Source organism: Tropicimonas omnivorans (assembly GCF_031846565.1).
GTDB classification, from domain to species: domain Bacteria; phylum Pseudomonadota; class Alphaproteobacteria; order Rhodobacterales; family Rhodobacteraceae; genus Tropicimonas_B; species Tropicimonas_B omnivorans.
This window is the reverse complement of sequence record NZ_JAVRHL010000004.1, coordinates 205,325-220,312: the sequence shown is the minus strand read 5'-3', so window position 1 is coordinate 220,312 and position 14,988 is coordinate 205,325. Positions and strand designations below refer to the sequence as shown.

15 protein-coding genes are annotated in these 14,988 nt (G+C 68.2%); 1 reads left to right on the top strand and 14 read right to left on the bottom strand.

What is annotated here, in order from left to right; translation table 11 throughout:
• Window positions 1-98: 98 nt before the first annotated feature.
• The 14 genes from RM543_RS16905 to RM543_RS16840 form a co-directional block, all read right to left on the bottom strand.
• Window positions 99-1,049, bottom strand: coding sequence for a DMT family transporter (locus RM543_RS16905; RefSeq protein ID WP_311693783.1), 951 nt, complete (start codon window positions 1,047-1,049; stop codon window positions 99-101).
• Window positions 1,050-1,298: 249 nt separating this feature from the next.
• Window positions 1,299-2,435, bottom strand: a complete 1,137-nt coding sequence (locus RM543_RS16900) for a sensor histidine kinase (RefSeq protein WP_311693781.1) — start codon at window positions 2,433-2,435, stop codon at window positions 1,299-1,301.
• The gene (locus tag RM543_RS16895) at window positions 2,432-3,436 is read right to left on the bottom strand and encodes an ATP-binding protein (RefSeq protein WP_311693779.1); all 1,005 of its coding nucleotides are present in this window, start codon (window positions 3,434-3,436) and stop codon (window positions 2,432-2,434) included. Before RM543_RS16895 ends, RM543_RS16900 begins: the two co-directional genes overlap by 4 nt.
• Window positions 3,433-3,852 carry an ATP-binding protein gene (locus RM543_RS16890; protein ID WP_311693777.1) on the bottom strand — a complete coding sequence of 140 codons (420 nt, stop codon included), beginning with the start codon at window positions 3,850-3,852 and terminating at the stop codon, window positions 3,433-3,435. The genes RM543_RS16895 and RM543_RS16890 overlap by 4 nt, the downstream gene beginning before the upstream one ends.
• On the bottom strand, window positions 3,845-4,198 hold the full coding sequence (locus tag RM543_RS16885; protein WP_116083394.1) for an STAS domain-containing protein: 354 nt from the start codon (window positions 4,196-4,198) through the stop codon (window positions 3,845-3,847). The genes RM543_RS16890 and RM543_RS16885 overlap by 8 nt, the downstream gene beginning before the upstream one ends.
• A gap of 1 nt (window position 4,199) precedes the next feature.
• Window positions 4,200-5,075, bottom strand: coding sequence for an STAS domain-containing protein (locus RM543_RS16880; RefSeq protein WP_311693774.1), 876 nt, complete (start codon window positions 5,073-5,075; stop codon window positions 4,200-4,202).
• A gap of 161 nt (window positions 5,076-5,236) precedes the next feature.
• Window positions 5,237-6,463 (bottom strand): D-amino acid dehydrogenase, encoded by a 1,227-nt coding sequence (locus RM543_RS16875; protein ID WP_311693772.1) that lies wholly within the window; start codon window positions 6,461-6,463, stop codon window positions 5,237-5,239.
• 10 nt (window positions 6,464-6,473) lie between these two features.
• Window positions 6,474-7,253, bottom strand: a complete 780-nt coding sequence (locus RM543_RS16870) for an SDR family oxidoreductase (RefSeq protein ID WP_311693770.1) — start codon at window positions 7,251-7,253, stop codon at window positions 6,474-6,476.
• Between the two features lies 1 nt (window position 7,254).
• A complete protein-coding gene (locus RM543_RS16865) occupies window positions 7,255-9,483 on the bottom strand; it encodes a molybdopterin-dependent oxidoreductase (RefSeq protein ID WP_311693768.1) in 2,229 nt (742 codons plus the stop codon).
• Window positions 9,484-9,494: 11 nt separating this feature from the next.
• Window positions 9,495-10,433 (bottom strand): dihydrodipicolinate synthase family protein, encoded by a 939-nt coding sequence (locus tag RM543_RS16860; RefSeq protein ID WP_116083403.1) that lies wholly within the window; start codon window positions 10,431-10,433, stop codon window positions 9,495-9,497.
• 4 nt (window positions 10,434-10,437) lie between these two features.
• A complete protein-coding gene (locus RM543_RS16855; protein ID WP_311693765.1) occupies window positions 10,438-11,742 on the bottom strand; it encodes a TRAP transporter large permease in 1,305 nt (434 codons plus the stop codon).
• On the bottom strand, window positions 11,739-12,209 hold the full coding sequence (locus tag RM543_RS16850; protein WP_311693763.1) for a TRAP transporter small permease: 471 nt from the start codon (window positions 12,207-12,209) through the stop codon (window positions 11,739-11,741). Before RM543_RS16850 ends, RM543_RS16855 begins: the two co-directional genes overlap by 4 nt.
• A 75-nt stretch (window positions 12,210-12,284) precedes the next feature.
• The gene (locus tag RM543_RS16845) at window positions 12,285-13,283 is read right to left on the bottom strand and encodes a TRAP transporter substrate-binding protein (protein ID WP_311693761.1); all 999 of its coding nucleotides are present in this window, start codon (window positions 13,281-13,283) and stop codon (window positions 12,285-12,287) included.
• A 339-nt stretch (window positions 13,284-13,622) separates the two neighbouring features.
• Window positions 13,623-14,117, bottom strand: coding sequence for a MarR family winged helix-turn-helix transcriptional regulator (locus tag RM543_RS16840; RefSeq protein WP_311693759.1), 495 nt, complete (start codon window positions 14,115-14,117; stop codon window positions 13,623-13,625).
• Window positions 14,118-14,194: 77 nt separating this feature from the next.
• On the opposite strand from RM543_RS16840, the gene RM543_RS16835 reads away from it, so the two are divergent.
• On the top strand, window positions 14,195-14,926 hold the full coding sequence (locus RM543_RS16835; RefSeq protein WP_432280475.1) for an EamA family transporter: 732 nt from the start codon (window positions 14,195-14,197) through the stop codon (window positions 14,924-14,926).
• Window positions 14,927-14,988 lie beyond the last annotated feature (62 nt).

Sequence of the window (14,988 nt, the reverse complement as noted above, 5' to 3'; positions counted from 1 at the left end):
CAATGTTACCTAATCACACTGCAGCCGGATTTCCATCCTCTCGGATCAACCTTTGTCCCTTTTGCCCCCCCGATCACCTCGGGCGCGCCCCGTTCCGCTCAGCGGGGCGGCACGCGGCGTCGGCTGCGCCGGGGCACCACCGCCAGCCGCCGCTCGCGGTAGAAGACGTAGAGGCCGGAAGCGAGGATCACGGCCAGCCCCGCCCAGGTCAGCGCATCGGGAAATTCCCCGAAGGCGAGGTAGCCCACCACCGTCGCCCCGATGATCTCGAAATATTGCAGCGGCGCGAGAATGCCGGCCTCAACCCGCCGAAACGCTTCGGCGATCAGCAGGAAGGAACAGGCGGCGAAGGCGCCAGCCGCGATCAGCGCGCCCCAGCCCCATCCGGGCAGCGCCCCGATCCGCGGCACGACGAAGCCCGTGGCATAAAGGAGCGCGGTGATGGCGAGCGAGCCGAGTGCGGCGTAGAAGGTCGCGCCGCATTGCAGGGTCAGCGACGAGCGGGTGGCCGAGGCTCGGCGCAGCACGATCATGTTGAGCGCGTAGGTCAGCGCGGCGATGAGGGGCATCACCGCCGCCCAGCCGAGCTCCCCGCCCGGACGGATCACGATCAGCGCCCCCACGAGCCCCACGCCCACCGCCGAAAGCCGCCGCGCTCCGAGGCGCTCGCCGAGGAGCGGCCCCGCGAGGACGGTCAGGAGCAGCGGTTCGACGAAGAAGATCGCGATGGCCGTTGCGATCGGCATGACCGCGAAGGCGGAGATGAGCATCGTCAGCGTCACCATCACGAGCCCGCCCGACACGGCGACCAGGGGCGAGAACATAGGCCCCTCGAGCCTGCGGCGCAGAAGGGCAGCGGCCGCGAAGAGCAGCACCAGTTGCACCACGAACCGGCCGGTCGCGACCTCAACGGGATGGATCTCGCCCGTCAGGAACTTGGCGAAGGCATCGCCGATGGGAAGAAGGGCCATCGGAATGATCATCGCCACGATGCCGGTGGCGCTCGTGCCGCTTTGGCGGACGGAAGGGCGGGTGGCGGTTTCGGTCATGTCTGCACCTCGTACCATCTGCCCCGGCGCCGGAGGAGGCGGGCCGGGGGGACGTCCGGGCGTTCGGGACATCGATCGATTGCGGGGTCTGCCATGCGTGCGCCGTCCAGCCGCAACGCCATTGCGGGAGTGGCCACACCACCCATCCGCTATAGGGGCCGCCCGGAGGCCGGGTCAAGCCGCGGGCGGCACGCAAGCTGGCGGGCTGGACCCGACGCAGACCGCACTCCGATTGCGCACCCTGCGAGGCTACGGCTTGCCCGCGAAAAGAATGCGGACGGTGAATCCGTCCTCCCCGCCCACCGTCAGCGTGCCGTCGTGCTGGAACGCCAGGGTCCGGATCAGCTTCCAGCCGAGGCTGTCCGACCGCTCGGGGCGGGTCGCCCCGTCCGCCAGGCCGGTCCCGTCATCCTTGATCGCCAGGTCCAGTCCGCCCGACGCGTCGCGCGACAAGGTCACCGTGATCCGTCCCTCGGAGCGCCCCTTGAAGGCGTGCTTGTAGGCGTTCGTGATCAGTTCCCCGACGATCAGCCCGATATCCGTGGCGAGACGCCCCTCGAGCTGCGTCCAGTCGCAGGTGACGTCGATCGTCACCCGCAAGCCTTCGGTGTTGAAGGCCCGTTCGGCATTCCGGGCGACCTCCCGAAGGAGCGTCTCGGCGGGGATGGTGCCGGCATTCGCGGCCTTCTGCATCAGCTCGTGCGCCTTTGCGAGAGAGGCGACGCGGGTTTCGAGCTCACCGAGGATCTGGCGCGTTTCCGGCGCCTCGGACTGACCCTTGCTCATGCGGATGAGCGCGACGATCAGGGTCAGGTTGTTGCCCGTGCGGTGGTGCAGTTCCCGCATCAGGAGGTCCCGGTCGGCGATGCTGTCCATCAGCTCCCGGTTCTGCTGCGTGAGCGCGGCGGCGGGGTCGGCAGCGTCCAGCGTCCGCATGGCCTCGCCGGCCGCAGCGATCAGCGCCTCCGGCTTGCGCATCAGGACGGGGGCGAGGAAAACCGCGTCGATCCGCGTGCCCTCGGCGTTCGTCTGAACCTCGAAGCGCTCCGCGATCCGCTGCACGCCGCGCAGGCCGAGCCCGAGGCCGGTCTCCGAGGCGATCTCCCCCGTGCCCTTCAGCTTGTGATCGGGGATGCCGTGGCCCTGATCCTGCACCGTCACACCGAGCGCCTGCCGGCCGGCGGCCTGGGCGAGCGTGAACGTCGCCCGGCCGCGCTCCCCGTGCTCGATCACGTTGCGTCCGAGTTCCAGCACCGCCGTCACCGTCCGCGTCTTCTCGAAGGTGCCGAATTGCAGCACGTCGGTCAGCGCCATCGTCACCTCGCGCAGGCGGACGATGTCATCGGCCTTCTCGAGACGGACCGCCGCGAGCCGCGCCCCGCTCATGCGCGGGCCTCTTTCCTCACCTTCACGACGACGATGCTCGCGTCGTCCCGGCCGCGAAAGGCGCGGTCGAGAAGGAAGGCCCCGATCAGGAGGGGGGACCGGGCGAGTAGCGCCGGGCGAAGGTCACCCTCGCGCAGGGTCTTGAGGCCGTCGCTGTGCATGATGATCATGTCGCCCGGTTCGAGCGGCAGCGTCTCGGCATAGCCGTGGGTCGGCGCGCCGCCGATCCGCCCGTCCCTCACCGCGATCCGCTTGGAGCCGGAGCGACCGACGAGCATGGTGGTGATGTTGCCGAGGGCCGAGTAGCTGAGCGTCGAGGTCTCGAGATCGACCCGGATCATCGCGGCCACGGCCCCCCGCGTGCCGACGAGCGCGCGCGTCAGATGCATCATCATGTCCTCGGGCGCGACATCCGCCGCGCGGGCCGCGTCCAGCACCTCCGCTGACGCCTCCGCCGCCTTCGGACCATGGCCGAGCCCGTCGCAGAGCAGAACGTCCGCCCGCCCCGGAATCTGCCGCACGAACCAGTCGTCGCCGCAACTCGTCTCCGCCGGGTGACACACGCGCAGCCCCTCGACATCCAGCAGGTCCGCATTGGGCGGCGCGTTCTCGGCCTCGAAGGTGCAGACGATCGTGGTGCCGTCCTCCGCCGTGCTGAAGATATCGAAGCTGTCGGACAGGCGCCGGATCGCCCCGAGGCCGAGGCCGGCGGATCCCGACGAGCTGATGCCGTCCTCCACCATCCGGCCGATCTCGGAGATGCCGGGGCCCCTGTCGGTGAAGACGAGGACGACCTTGGAGACGCCCTGCGCCTGCAGGACCTCGATCAGCATCCGTCCTTTATCCGCATAGCGCAGGATGTTCGTCGTCGCCTCGGTCACGACGATCGCCATCTCCTCGAGCCGGTTCTCGGACAGCTTAAGGCCGGAGGCGTAGCGCCGGGCCAGTCGCCGCACCGCCGCGATGGCGGACCGGTCCTCGATCTCGATCCAGCGTTTCATATCTTCGCGCTCATCCTCACTGTCGTCCCCTGGCCCGGCACGGTCTCGATCTCGAACCGGTCGGACAGGCGCTTCGCACCCCCGAGGCCCCGGCCAAGACCGCCTGCGGTCGTGAACCCGTCCTTCATGGCCTGCTCGATATCGGGAATTCCGCGCCCCCGATCGCGACATTCGACGTCCAGATACGACGTCGCGGCGTTCAGCCCAACGGTAAAGTGTCCTCCGCCGCCATGCACGATCACGTTACGGGCAATCTCGCTGACGGCGGTGGCGAAGCGCGTGACGCGCAGGGCCGAGACGCCCCGCGCCTTCAGCTCCCGCGCCACGACCTGGCGGGCCTGCACCGCATCCTTCCCGGTCCTGAGGTCGATGCGCTGTATGATCTTGTGCAGGAAGTCGGGCTGCGGCTCAGCCACGCCGGAGTTGCGCCAGCGCGTGGGACAGGCTGAGGGCGGTCCGCGTCTGGGGCAGGTACATGCCGAGTTCCACCAGCGTGACGGCCACGGCCGGGCGCATCCCGACGACGTAGGTCTCTGCCGCGAGGAGGCGGGAGATGCCGGCAAGCTGCGCGATGACGCGGCCGACGAACGTGTCCACGATCTCCAGCGCGCTGATATCGACGATGACGCCGTCCACGTTCTCGTCCGCGATGCGGTTCGACAGCGCGTCCTGCAGATCGATGATCTCTGTATCCGTCACGTCGTCCTGGATCGAGACGAGGAGCGCGTTTTCGACGAGGTGGATGGACGCGACACCCGACATGTCAGTGCGCGTCCCGCTTCTCGATCACGTAACCGACCTTGCGCAGGGCATCGGCCAGCGCGGTGCGGATGCTGGAGCGCGTGGAGACGGTCCCGACATCGATGCCGAGCTGCACCATGGTCTGCGCGATCATCGGGCTGATGCCGGAGATGATGCACTCCGCCCCCATCAGGCGCACCGCCGCGGCGGCCCGGAGGAGGTGCTGCGCGACCTGCGTGTCCACCGTGGAGACGCCGGTGATGTCCACGATGACGACCTCGGCCTGACGTTGCAGGATCGTCTCCAGGAGGTTCTCCATGACCTCCTGCGAGCGGGCGCTGTCGAGCGTGCCGATGAGCGGCAGGGTCAGGACGCGATCCCACAGCTCGACGACGGGCGTCGACAGCTCCATCATCTCTTCGCGCTGGCGCTCGATGATCTGCTCGCGCTCGGCGATGAAGACCTCGTTGGTGTAGATCGCGAACGCGTCGATCAGCCGGGTGACGAGCCGGATCTCCGCCATCAGCCTGTCCGTGTCGCCGGCGAGTTCCGTGGCCAGGCGGGAGAAGAGCGGGGCCTTCAGCGCCAGCACGAAGTTTGCCATCTCGGACGGGGTCACGCCGCGGCTGACCCGTTCCTTGGTGAGATCGGCGAGAACGGCGCGCAGGTCCTCCCAGGCGGTGTCCTCGAAGCTGAAATCCTGCTCGTGGACGCCGGAGCGTATGCCGGTGAGGAATGCCTTCAGAAGCTCGATGTTCTGCGCCCGGCTCTCGGAATCGGTGAACAGATCCGACCGGCGCACCCCTTCCTCGACCTGAGTGCCGCGCCATTCCTCCACGATGCCACCGAAATCGGCCTCGAAGATCTTGAGTATGGTGGCTGTGCCCGTCTGCGGCATGGGAGGTCCTCTGGTATCGTTTGCGGGGATAAAACGCAGCACTCATCGGAAGAGTCAATTTACCCCGGCCGGTCACGCCGCGATCCGATCCGGAAAACCGCAATTACCGCAACTGCTTCAACCCCGGCACCATCCCGGGCGGCGGCATCCCCCCCCGCGCATCATGCGAGCGGCGAGGGGCGCCCCGAGATCTCGGCCGCGAGCACCTTCGCGGCGCCGCAGCCTTGCGTCCACCCGTTCGAGCCGTGGCCGACGTTGAGGTAGAGCTTCGGGACGCGGCTCTCGCGGATGATCGCGGGGCCGTCCGGCGTCATCGGGCGGAAGCCGTGCCAGAAGGTCGCCGCTTCATAATCGGCCGCGCCGGGGAACAGGCGGGCGACCCGGGCCTTCAGGCTTTCGATCACCGCCTTCGGCATCGCCCGGTCGAAGCCCGCGATCTCAGCAACGCCCGCGGCGCGGATGCGGGAGCCGAGGCGGGTGATCATCACCTTCGAATGCTCGTCCATGACGGAGGAGGCAGGCGCGAACGCATCTTCCCCGATCTCCACGCTCATGGAGTAGCCCTTTACCGGATAGACCGGCACGCGGATGCCGAGCGGGTCCAGTAGTTCGCGCGCCCATGGCCCGGTCGCGACCACGACCGCGTCCGCCCCGAGCTGCTCCCCGTCCCGGAGACGCACGCCCGAGGCCCGGCCCTCCGCCCGGTCGATCGATGCCGCATCCACGCCGTACCGGAAGGTGCAGCCCGCCTCGGCCGCGAGCCGTGCAAGCGCCTCGCAGAAGAGGTGGCAATCGCCGGTCTCGTCCGTGGTGAGGTGCAGCCCGCCGGTGAAGTCGACCTCGGAGCGCGCGAGCCCCGGCTCCGCCGCGGTCAACTCGTCCGACCCGAGCAGGCGGTGAGGGATGTCGAGGCGGTCCAGGATCTCCGCCGACCGGCGGCCGGCCTCCATCTCGTCTCGCGTGGAGAAGACCTGCACCACGCCGCCCGTGCCGTGATCGTAGGAGATGCCGGTCTCCGCCCTCAGCTCCTGCAGGCAGGCTTTCGAAAAATGCGCGATCCTCTGCATCGCCGCCTTGTTGGCCGCGAACCGGTCCGACGTGCAGTTGCGCGTGAACTGCGCAAGCCAGGACAGGCGCGCAGGCTCGAGAGAGGGGCGGATCTTGAGGGGCGCCTCGTCCCGGAACATCCAGCGCAGCGCCTTTAGCGGCATTCCCGGCGCGGCCCAGGGCCCTGCGAAGCCGGGACAGACGCCGCCCGCATTGCCGAAGGAGGTCTCTTCCGCCGGGCCCTCGCGGCGCTCGAGGACGGTGACGTCGTGACCGTCCTTTGTCAGGTACCACGCGCTGGCGATGCCGACGATGCCCGCGCCGATGACGATGACCCGCATGAATTGCCCCTCAGTAGGTCCCCGGATAACTGCCACCGTCCACAAGCAGGTTCTGCCCGGTGACGAAGCCAGAATGATGGCTGCACAGGAACGCGAACCATGCACCTATCTCCTCGGGGCGGCCATAGCGTCCGGCGGGGTTCGACGCGGCACGGCGGTCCCAGATCTCTTCGAAGCTCTCGCCGCCCTCTTCCAGCATTCCCCGGATGTGGTCCCGCTGGCCGTCACTGTCCACGATGCCGGGCAGGATGTTGTTGATGGTGACGCCCTTGCGGATCGTCTGCCGCGCGAGGCCCGCGGTGAAGCCGACGAGACCGGAGCGGGCGCCGTTCGAGAGGCCCAGCTCCAGCTGCGGGATCTTCACCGAACGGGAGACGATGTTCACGATGCGGCCGAAGCCGCGCTCCATCATCCCGTCCACGGTGCCGCGCATCATCAGGATCGCGGGCAGCATCATCAGCTCCACCGCACCGATCCACTCGTCGTGGCCCCAGTCGCGAAAATCTCCCGGAGGCGCGCCGCCGGCGTTGTTGAGAAGGATGTCAGGCGCCTCGCAGGCGGCGAGGATCTTCGTGCGGCCCTCTTCCGTCGTCACGTCGGCCGCGACGGTGTGAACGGTTGCCCCGGTCGCCTGCCGGATCTCGGCGGCGGCCCGTTCCAGCTCCTCGGCGCCGCGGGAGGCCATGGTGATCTCAGCGCCCTCGGCCGCGATGGCCATGGCGCAGGCACGGCCCATTCCCCGGCTCGCGCCGGTCAGGAGCGCGCGCTTGCCACTCAGTCCCAGTTCCATGTCAGGTCCTCTCCCGGTCCAGCCCTTCGATCCGTACCAGCGCGCTCTGGGCCGCCGTCGCCTGCGCGAGGCTCGATGTCGGCCGGTCCGCCGTCAGCACATTGGGATTGCCCGCCCGCTCCGGTCCGCCCTCCGGGTCGGGATCGTACCAGGCGCCGGTGGACATCAGAAGGACGCCCGGCCGGAGGCCGTCATCGATCACCGCCCGCGCCCGGCAGGCGCCGCGGCCGTTATGCAGTCGCACGAGGTCGCCATCCTCGATCCCCCGCGCACGGGCATCGCCCGGCGCGATGCGGCAGGCGGCGGGGCCATCCCCGTCCTTCATGACGGGGTAGAGCTGCGCGTGAAGCTGCTTCGCCGGCTGATTGGTGAGGAGGTGCAACTCCCCCTCCTCCGCTGCGCCGGCCCATTCGAGAGGCGGGCGCCAGGCCGGATGCGGCGGACTATCCGCGTAGCCCATCGCGGCGATGGCCTCGGAATAGAGCTCGATCCGGCCCGACGGGGTGCCGAGCGCGGCCGCCTCGGGGTCGGCCCGGAAGGCGGAGAGGAGAACCTCGGGTTCGGCCGGCGGCGAGACGGGAACGTAATTAATTTCGGACGCGGTCTCGAAGTCCGGCAGGTCGATCCCCGCCTTCTCCGCGCGCTCGAGCGAGACGTCCCAGAGCCGGCGAAGCCACCCCTCCTCATCCAGCCCCTCGTGATAGGCCGCGCCGCAGCCGAGACGGTCCGCCAGACCCGAGAAGATCGAGAAGTCGCTCCGCGCCTCGCCCACCGGCTCCACGAGCTTCGGCATGAAGAACACCGACGGATCGCGGGAGGAGCCGCCGATGTCCCGCCGCTCCAGCGACGTGGTGGCGGGCAGGACGATATCGGCGCGGCGCGCGGTCGGCGTCCACCATGGCTCGTGCACGATCACCGTTTCGGGCACGGCCCAGGCCTTCTCCATCCTGCAGAGATCCTGGTGATGGTGGAACGGGTTGCCGCCGGCCCAGTACACGAGCCGGATATCCGGATAGACGACCGTGTGGCCGTTGAAGTCGATGCTCCGGCCGGGGTTCAGAAAAGCGTCGGCGAAACGGGCGGTGGGGATCGGCGGGACGGGGTTCGGCAGGCCCGGCATGGTCGGCACGAGACCTGAGCGCGCGTCGGCGCCGACCCCGTTCATCGAGCCGTATCCGAAGGAGAAGCCGCCACCCGGCAGCCCGATCTGACCGAGAAGCGCGGCGAGCGCGATGAGCGCCCAGTAGGTCTGCTCCCCGTTCTCCGCCCGCTGGAGGGACCAGCTTGCCGTGAGCATCACCCGCCCCTCGGCGATCCGCGACCAGAGCCGTTCGAGATCCTCCACCGGCAAACCGGCGATTTCGGCGCCCCAGGCGAGCGTCTTTTCCTGCCCGTCGGTCTCGCCGGCGAGATAGGCGAGGAAGCGGTCCGCCCCATGGGTGTGTCGGGCGAGGAAGTCCGGGTCGGCGCGCCCCGAGGCCACCGCCTGCCGCGCGAGGCTGAGCATGATCGCGGTGTCCGAGTGGGGGCGCGGGGCGATCACCTCGGCGTCGAGGCCGTCCGGCGCATCGCCAGCATGGGGCGTGACGAGGACGAAGCGGGTGCCCCGCGCCTTCGCGTTCAGAACCGCCTCGGGCAAATGATGGCTGCCGGCGCCGCCCGAGGTCACGTTCCAGTTCGCCGGTTTCAGGCCGCCGAAGGCGACGAGCGTATCGGTATGCTCCGCGATGCTGGCCCACGACGTTGCCGCGCTGGAGACGGCCGCGTGGGAGCCCAGGATATGCGGCAGGATCATCTGCGCCGCGCCCCAGGAATAGTTTCCCAGCTGGTCCGTGAAACCGCCGGTCGCGGCGAGGAAGCGGCGGATCTGCGTGCGGGCGTGGTGAAAGCGCCCCGCGCTCGACCAGCCATAGGAGCCGCCGAAGATCGAGGCCGGGCCGAAGTCGCGGTGCACGCGGGCGAGTTCGGCCGCGACATGGCTCAATGCCTCGTCCCAGCCGACGGGAACGAGAGGATCGCGGCCGCGGCCCGCCTTCTTCCCCTCGAGCCAGGAGGCGCGGATATGGGGCTCGCGGATGCGGGTCTCGGAATAGAGCAGCTCCGGCCAGGCGCCGATCATGTCCGGATCGGCGCCGCTTCCCTCCATCGGAGCGGTCCGCACGAGGCGTCCGTCCGAGACCTCAGCCTCGAACGGGCCCCAGTGACACAGGCTGATCGGCCGGCGGCTCATGGCGCCTCCTTCTACTCCGCGGCGAGGCGGGATTTGACGGGCAGACCGTACTTCTCGTCCAGCCCCAGCGCCTGCCACGCATCGAGGCCTTTCTGCAGGATCTCGGGCTTGGCGGGCTGCAGCGGTTTGCGGAGCGGGCCGGAGGGCAGACCGATCTGCCGCATCATCGTCTTCAGCGCCACCGGGTTGATGGCGGAATAGACGAAATGGAGGATCGGGAGCATCCGAAGGTACGTCTCGCGGCAGGCGAAGGCATCCTCGCCGGTCGCCCAGGGGGTCGAGATCGTCGCCATTTCCTGCGGAATGATGTTGCCGGTCATGTTCGCGGTGCCGTGCCCGCCAAGCGCCATGGTCGGGATGATGAGGCCGAGGTTCGGGGAGCAGCAGCACATCACGGAGAGGTCCTTGCCGCCGGCGCAGACCTGCGCCACCTGCCCGACCCGCGTGGTGGATTCCTTCAGGACGACCATGTTGGGATGATCGGCGAGCCGCAAAAGATTGTCCCAGTGAAGGTCCGTCTTCACCCTCGGGGGGTTGTTGTAGAAGCCCATCGGCAGGTCGGTGCTGTCCAGCACCTCCTTCGCGTAGTCCTCGATCGCGTCGTTGTCGGCGCAGATATAGGCGGGCGCGGCCATGATCGCGCCGTCCGCCCCGGCGTCCTTGGTGAAGCGGGCGTAGTCGATGGTGGTCGCGGTGTTGTTGCCGGTGATCCCGTACCACATCTGCATGTTGCCGGGCTTCATCTTCACCGTCTCGGTGATGATCGCCTTGCGCTCCTCGGGGGAGAGCATGGAGACCTCCCCGGTGGAGCCCATGATGAGAACGGCGCTCGTGCCGTTCTCGGCGTGCCAGTTCAGGAGGGTGCGGAAGCCCTCGAAGTCGATGCTGCCATCGGCATTCATCGGCGTGACGAGAGCGACGAAGGAGCCGGTCGGGTTCGTGCGGGACATGGGTCTAGCCTCCGGTTGCGGGGAAGAGTTCGGGGACGAGGAGCTTCGGCAGCCCCAGGACGATATCGGGGATCCAGAGCGACAGGACCGCGACAAGGATGGTGAGCATGCAGATCGGCGCCGCCGCCAGCATGGATTTGCCGAGCGAGGCGCCGGCGATCTGCGAGGCGATAAGCAGACAGATCCCGTAAGGCGGCGTGATCAGCCCGACGGACAGCGTGATCGTGGCCACGACGCCGAGATGGACGGGGTTCATCTCCGCCGTGTTGCCGAGCGCCTGGATGATCGGCAGGAAGATCAGGACCGCCGAGATGGGATTGAGGACCATGCCGACGAGGAGCAGGAAGCCCATCAGCAGGAGCATGATGAGCGTCGGGTCCTGCGTCACGCCCATGATGAAGTCCACCACCAGCCGCGCGGCGCCGAGATAGGCGATGAGCCAGCCGAAGATGCCGGCGCCTGCGACGGTGAACATCGGGATCGCGAAATCCACGGTCGCATCCGCGAGCATCCGCGGCAGGAGGCGCAGCGGTGCATCGCGGTAGACGATGTATGTCAGGAAGAGCGCCCAGAGAACGGCGGCGATGGCGCCTTCGGTCGGAGTGAAGATGCCGCCGACGATGCCGCCGAGGACGATGACCGGGATGAGGAGCGGCGGGGAGCCCCGCAGCACCGTCCGCGCCGCCGCGCGCACGCCCGGAAAGGGGTTGGACGGATAGCCGTACCTCACCGCGAGAATGTAGGTGTAGATCATCATGAAGAGCGCGACGAGCGCGCCCGGAAGCACGCCGCCGACGAAGAGCGCTCCGATCGAGACGTTGCCGAAGGCGCCGTAGACGATGAGGATGATCGAGGGCGGGATGATGACGCCGAGAGTGGAGGACGCCGCCGTGAGGGCCGCCGCGAAGGCCGGGGGATAGCCCGCCTTCTTCATCGCCGGGATCAGGATCGAGCCCACGCTGGCGGTATCGGCCGCCGCAGACCCCGAGAGGGAGGCGAAGATCATCGACACGACGACGTTGACGTGTCCGAGACCGCCGCGCACGTGTCCCACCGTCGCATCGGCGACATCGAGCAGCCGCCCGGTGATCGAGCCCGCGTTCAGCACCCGACCGAGGAACATGAAGAACGGCACGGCCAGCAGCGTGAAGCTGTCGATGCCGGCATACATCTGGTTCACCGCCGAGATCAGCGGCAGGTCCTCGAGGATGATGACGAAGGCGGAGGAGAGGATCAGCGCGAAGCCGATATTCACCCGAAACCCGATCAGCACGAAGAAGCTGAGAAGGAGCGTGACGAGAGGGTTCATGGCCGGACCCCCTCACGCGGAGCGATGACCATCTCGGCCAGGTAGAGAAGCATGAGAGCGCCGGAGACGGGCATGGGAGCGAACATCCAGAAGCGGGAGATGCCGAGCGACTGCACGTCGGCGGAGGCCCGCACCTGGGCCAGTTGCCAGCCCTGGATCAGCAGGATGAGGGCGACGCAGACACCCGCCGCGAGCGCGATGATCTCGGCGGCGCGTTGCATGGCGGGGCGTCCGTCCGGAATCATGTCCACCCGGTAATGCGCGCCGACCCTGAGACCGACCGCCGCGCCGATGAAGATCAGCCACGCGAAGAGAAGCTGCGCGACATCCCCGGTCCAGATGAAGGAGGTCTGCAGAATGTTGCGCGCCACCACCTGGAGCGCGACCGTGGCGATCATGGCCGCGAAGCCGAGCCACATGAAGAGCCGCACGGCCCAGGTCACGCCGTCGACGATCCTGTTCAGCATGGGATGAAGATCCGGGTTGGGGGGCCGTCCGGCCGGCCGCGCTGGACCGGCCGGAGGGCATTCGCGAAGGGCGGCTTACTGGGTGACCAGCTCGTATTCCTCGACGAGGTCGAGATCCTCGGCAAGCTGGACCTGGATCGGGGACAGCACCTCGATGAAGGCCGCCGGGTCGGGCCGCGTGACGGTCACGCCGTTCTCGGACTGAAGCGTCTCGACGAGCTCCTCGTCATACATCTTGGACTGCTCGACACCGTATTCGTTGGCCGAGATGGCCGCCTCTTCGACGACCGTCTTCAGATCGTCCGGAAGCTTGTCCCACGTCCGCTGCGAGATCGACGTGTGATTGACCTGGAAGGTGTGCGCCGTCAGCGCGAGGTTCGGCGCGACCTCGTAGAGCTTGGAGCCGGAATAGCCCGGCAGGGAGCTCTCCATCGCGTCGGCGACGCCCGTCTGCATGGCGGCGTAGAGCTCGCCCCAGGCGACCGTGACCGGCAGCATCCCGAAGGCGGACCACGTCTCGGCGTCCATCGGCGAGGGCGGGGTGCGCATCTTCAGGCCGGAGAGGTCCCCGGGCCCTTCGACAATCGTGTCGGCGGTGGACATGTTCCTCGTGCCGGACGCGCCGAGGGCGAGGAGGTGCAGGCCGACGCCGCGCTCGTCATAGACGGCCTGGAAATGGTCGTGCAGCGCAGTGCCGGGGCCGACCTTCGCCAGGACGTCATCCATCCCCTCGAAGAGATAGGGCATGGTGAAGATCGCGTATTCGGGAACGTTCTGCACCGCGTTCGAGGTGGTGGAGATCATCATGTCGATCGTTCCGAAGCCCATCTCCCCGATGACGGCGGGGTCCTGGCCGAGCTGTCCGGAGTCGAAGACCTCGACGGCGATCCGCCCGTCGCTCTCCTCCTCGACCTGCTCTTTGAAGGCCGCGGCCATGTCGTTGTAGGGGTGCGGCGATTGCACGAGGGTATGGACGCGAAGCGTGTGTTCCTGCGCGGTCGCGGCGCTCACGAGGGAGACGGCCGCAAGTCCGGCGGCGGAGCCGAGAAGGAAGAGGCGCCTGGAATGGGTCATGTTGATCTCGCTTTCATGAACGGTCGGTGAAGCTGACGTAACGAAGCTCAACCCAGCTTCGCGATAATTACAAATACAATTAGAGGATCGGGCCATACCGGGAGGTTATGCCCGAACCGTGCAACCCTGCCCCATCGAGCCTGGAACACGGACTGCCCCGGCGCTGCAGGGGCCACATCGGGCCGCATGGTCCCGCGCCGGGCAGGAGATCCGCGCCCCGGGCAGCGCCTGCGATCGGGGCGCTGCCGCCCGGCGATTGTTTCAGAGGCATGACGCGTGATTTGACGGCACCCGGGAAAGCGCATTCCGATGAGCGGGCACCCTGCAGGCGGAGCCCGTTCAGTCCGCGCCCCCCTCGAAGGACGCGAGCCAGACCCGCAGCCCCTCATCCAGCGATGGGCGGAGCTCCTCCGGCAGGCCCTCCATCAGACGGTGCTGGTTCGCGACATGCTCGGTCACGACAGCATCTATCAGCGCAAACCCTTCGTCCGTCAGCGCGACGACCGAGCCGCGGCCGTCCTCGGGATTGACCTGCCGCAGCACCAGCCCGGACGCTTCGAGACGATCGAGGCGGTTGGTCATCGTGCCCGAAGCCACCATCGTCCACGAGATCAGGGCGGACGGTGTGAGCGCGTAGGGCGGTCCGGCGCGGCGCAGGGTGGCGAGCACGTCGAAGGAGGCCGGCGTCAGGTCGTGCGCCTTGTAGACCTTGAGCAGTTCCAGCGAGAGGCGGTCCACGAGCCGTTTCATCCGCCCGAATGTGCCCATGGCCGAGACGTCCAGATCCGGACGCTCGGAGCCCCATTGGGAAAGAATGCGATCCACCTGATCCATGCCCCAGCATATCCCGAATTTATCTTGACGCCAAGATAAAAGTATCTATCTCGACGTCGAGACATATGGAGGATCACATGCCGAATCTGTCCGACACCCTTCTTGCCGCCTCCGCCCCGGCGGTGTGGGGAAGCACCTACATCGTCACGTCCGAGCTTCTGCCGCCCGGCTACCCCCTGACGGACGCCGTTCTGCGCGCGCTTCCCGCCGGGCTCTTGCTCCTGCTGGTCACCCGGCAGCTTCCGCCACTGCGCTGGCTCGGACGCCTCGCCATTCTCGGCGCGCTCAACTTCTCCATCTTCTGGACGGCTCTCTTCGTAGCGGCCTACCGGTTGCCCGGCGGTTTCGCGGCCACGCTCACCTCCATCCAGCCCCTGATCGTGCTCATCCTGGCGCGGGCGGTCCTCGGCACACCTCTCACCGCGCGCGGCGTCGGCGCGGCGATCGTCGGAATCGGGGGCGTTGCGCTGCTGGTTCTCGGACCGGACGCTGATCCCGACGTCATCGGCATCGCCGCGGCGCTCATCGGGTCGGTCTCCATGGCCTCCGGAATCGTCCTGACGCGCAAGTGGCGCCCCGACGTTCCCGCCCTGACCTTCACCGCCTGGCAGCTCACGGCGGGCGGGCTGCTGCTCCTGCCCGCAGCGCTGATCTTCGAGCCGGCCCTCCCTGCCCCGAGCCTCGCCCATGTCGCGGGCTTCCTGTGGCTGGCCATCGCAGGCGCCGCGCTCAGTTATTTCTTCTGGTTTCGGGGGATCGAACGGATCGGCCCCGCCGGCGTCACGGGGCTTGGATTTCTGAGCCCCTGACCGCGGTTCTCCTCGGCTGGGCGATCCTCGGACAGGCGCTGACCGGCGTCCAGCTTCTCGGC

What these genes read in the sequence shown, in the direction of transcription:
- RM543_RS16905 (WP_311693783.1), bottom strand. Translation starts at nt 1,049, where the DNA reads ATGACCGAAACCGCCACCCGCCCTTCCGTCCGCCAAAGCGGCACGAGC.
- RM543_RS16900 (WP_311693781.1), bottom strand. Translation starts at nt 2,435, where the DNA reads ATGAGCGGGGCGCGGCTCGCGGCGGTCCGTCTCGAGAAGGCCGATGAC.
- RM543_RS16895 (WP_311693779.1), bottom strand. Translation starts at nt 3,436, where the DNA reads ATGAAACGCTGGATCGAGATCGAGGACCGGTCCGCCATCGCGGCGGTG.
- RM543_RS16885 (WP_116083394.1), bottom strand. Translation starts at nt 4,198, where the DNA reads ATGTCGGGTGTCGCGTCCATCCACCTCGTCGAAAACGCGCTCCTCGTC.
- RM543_RS16880 (WP_311693774.1), bottom strand. Translation starts at nt 5,075, where the DNA reads ATGCCGCAGACGGGCACAGCCACCATACTCAAGATCTTCGAGGCCGAT.
- RM543_RS16875 (WP_311693772.1), bottom strand. Translation starts at nt 6,463, where the DNA reads ATGCGGGTCATCGTCATCGGCGCGGGCATCGTCGGCATCGCCAGCGCG.
- RM543_RS16870 (WP_311693770.1), bottom strand. Translation starts at nt 7,253, where the DNA reads ATGGAACTGGGACTGAGTGGCAAGCGCGCGCTCCTGACCGGCGCGAGC.
- RM543_RS16865 (WP_311693768.1), bottom strand. Translation starts at nt 9,483, where the DNA reads ATGAGCCGCCGGCCGATCAGCCTGTGTCACTGGGGCCCGTTCGAGGCT.
- RM543_RS16860 (WP_116083403.1), bottom strand. Translation starts at nt 10,433, where the DNA reads ATGTCCCGCACGAACCCGACCGGCTCCTTCGTCGCTCTCGTCACGCCG.
- RM543_RS16855 (WP_311693765.1), bottom strand. Translation starts at nt 11,742, where the DNA reads ATGAACCCTCTCGTCACGCTCCTTCTCAGCTTCTTCGTGCTGATCGGG.
- RM543_RS16850 (WP_311693763.1), bottom strand. Translation starts at nt 12,209, where the DNA reads ATGCTGAACAGGATCGTCGACGGCGTGACCTGGGCCGTGCGGCTCTTC.
- RM543_RS16845 (WP_311693761.1), bottom strand. Translation starts at nt 13,283, where the DNA reads ATGACCCATTCCAGGCGCCTCTTCCTTCTCGGCTCCGCCGCCGGACTT.
- RM543_RS16840 (WP_311693759.1), bottom strand. Translation starts at nt 14,117, where the DNA reads ATGGATCAGGTGGATCGCATTCTTTCCCAATGGGGCTCCGAGCGTCCG.
- RM543_RS16835 (WP_432280475.1), top strand. Translation starts at nt 14,195, where the DNA reads ATGCCGAATCTGTCCGACACCCTTCTTGCCGCCTCCGCCCCGGCGGTG.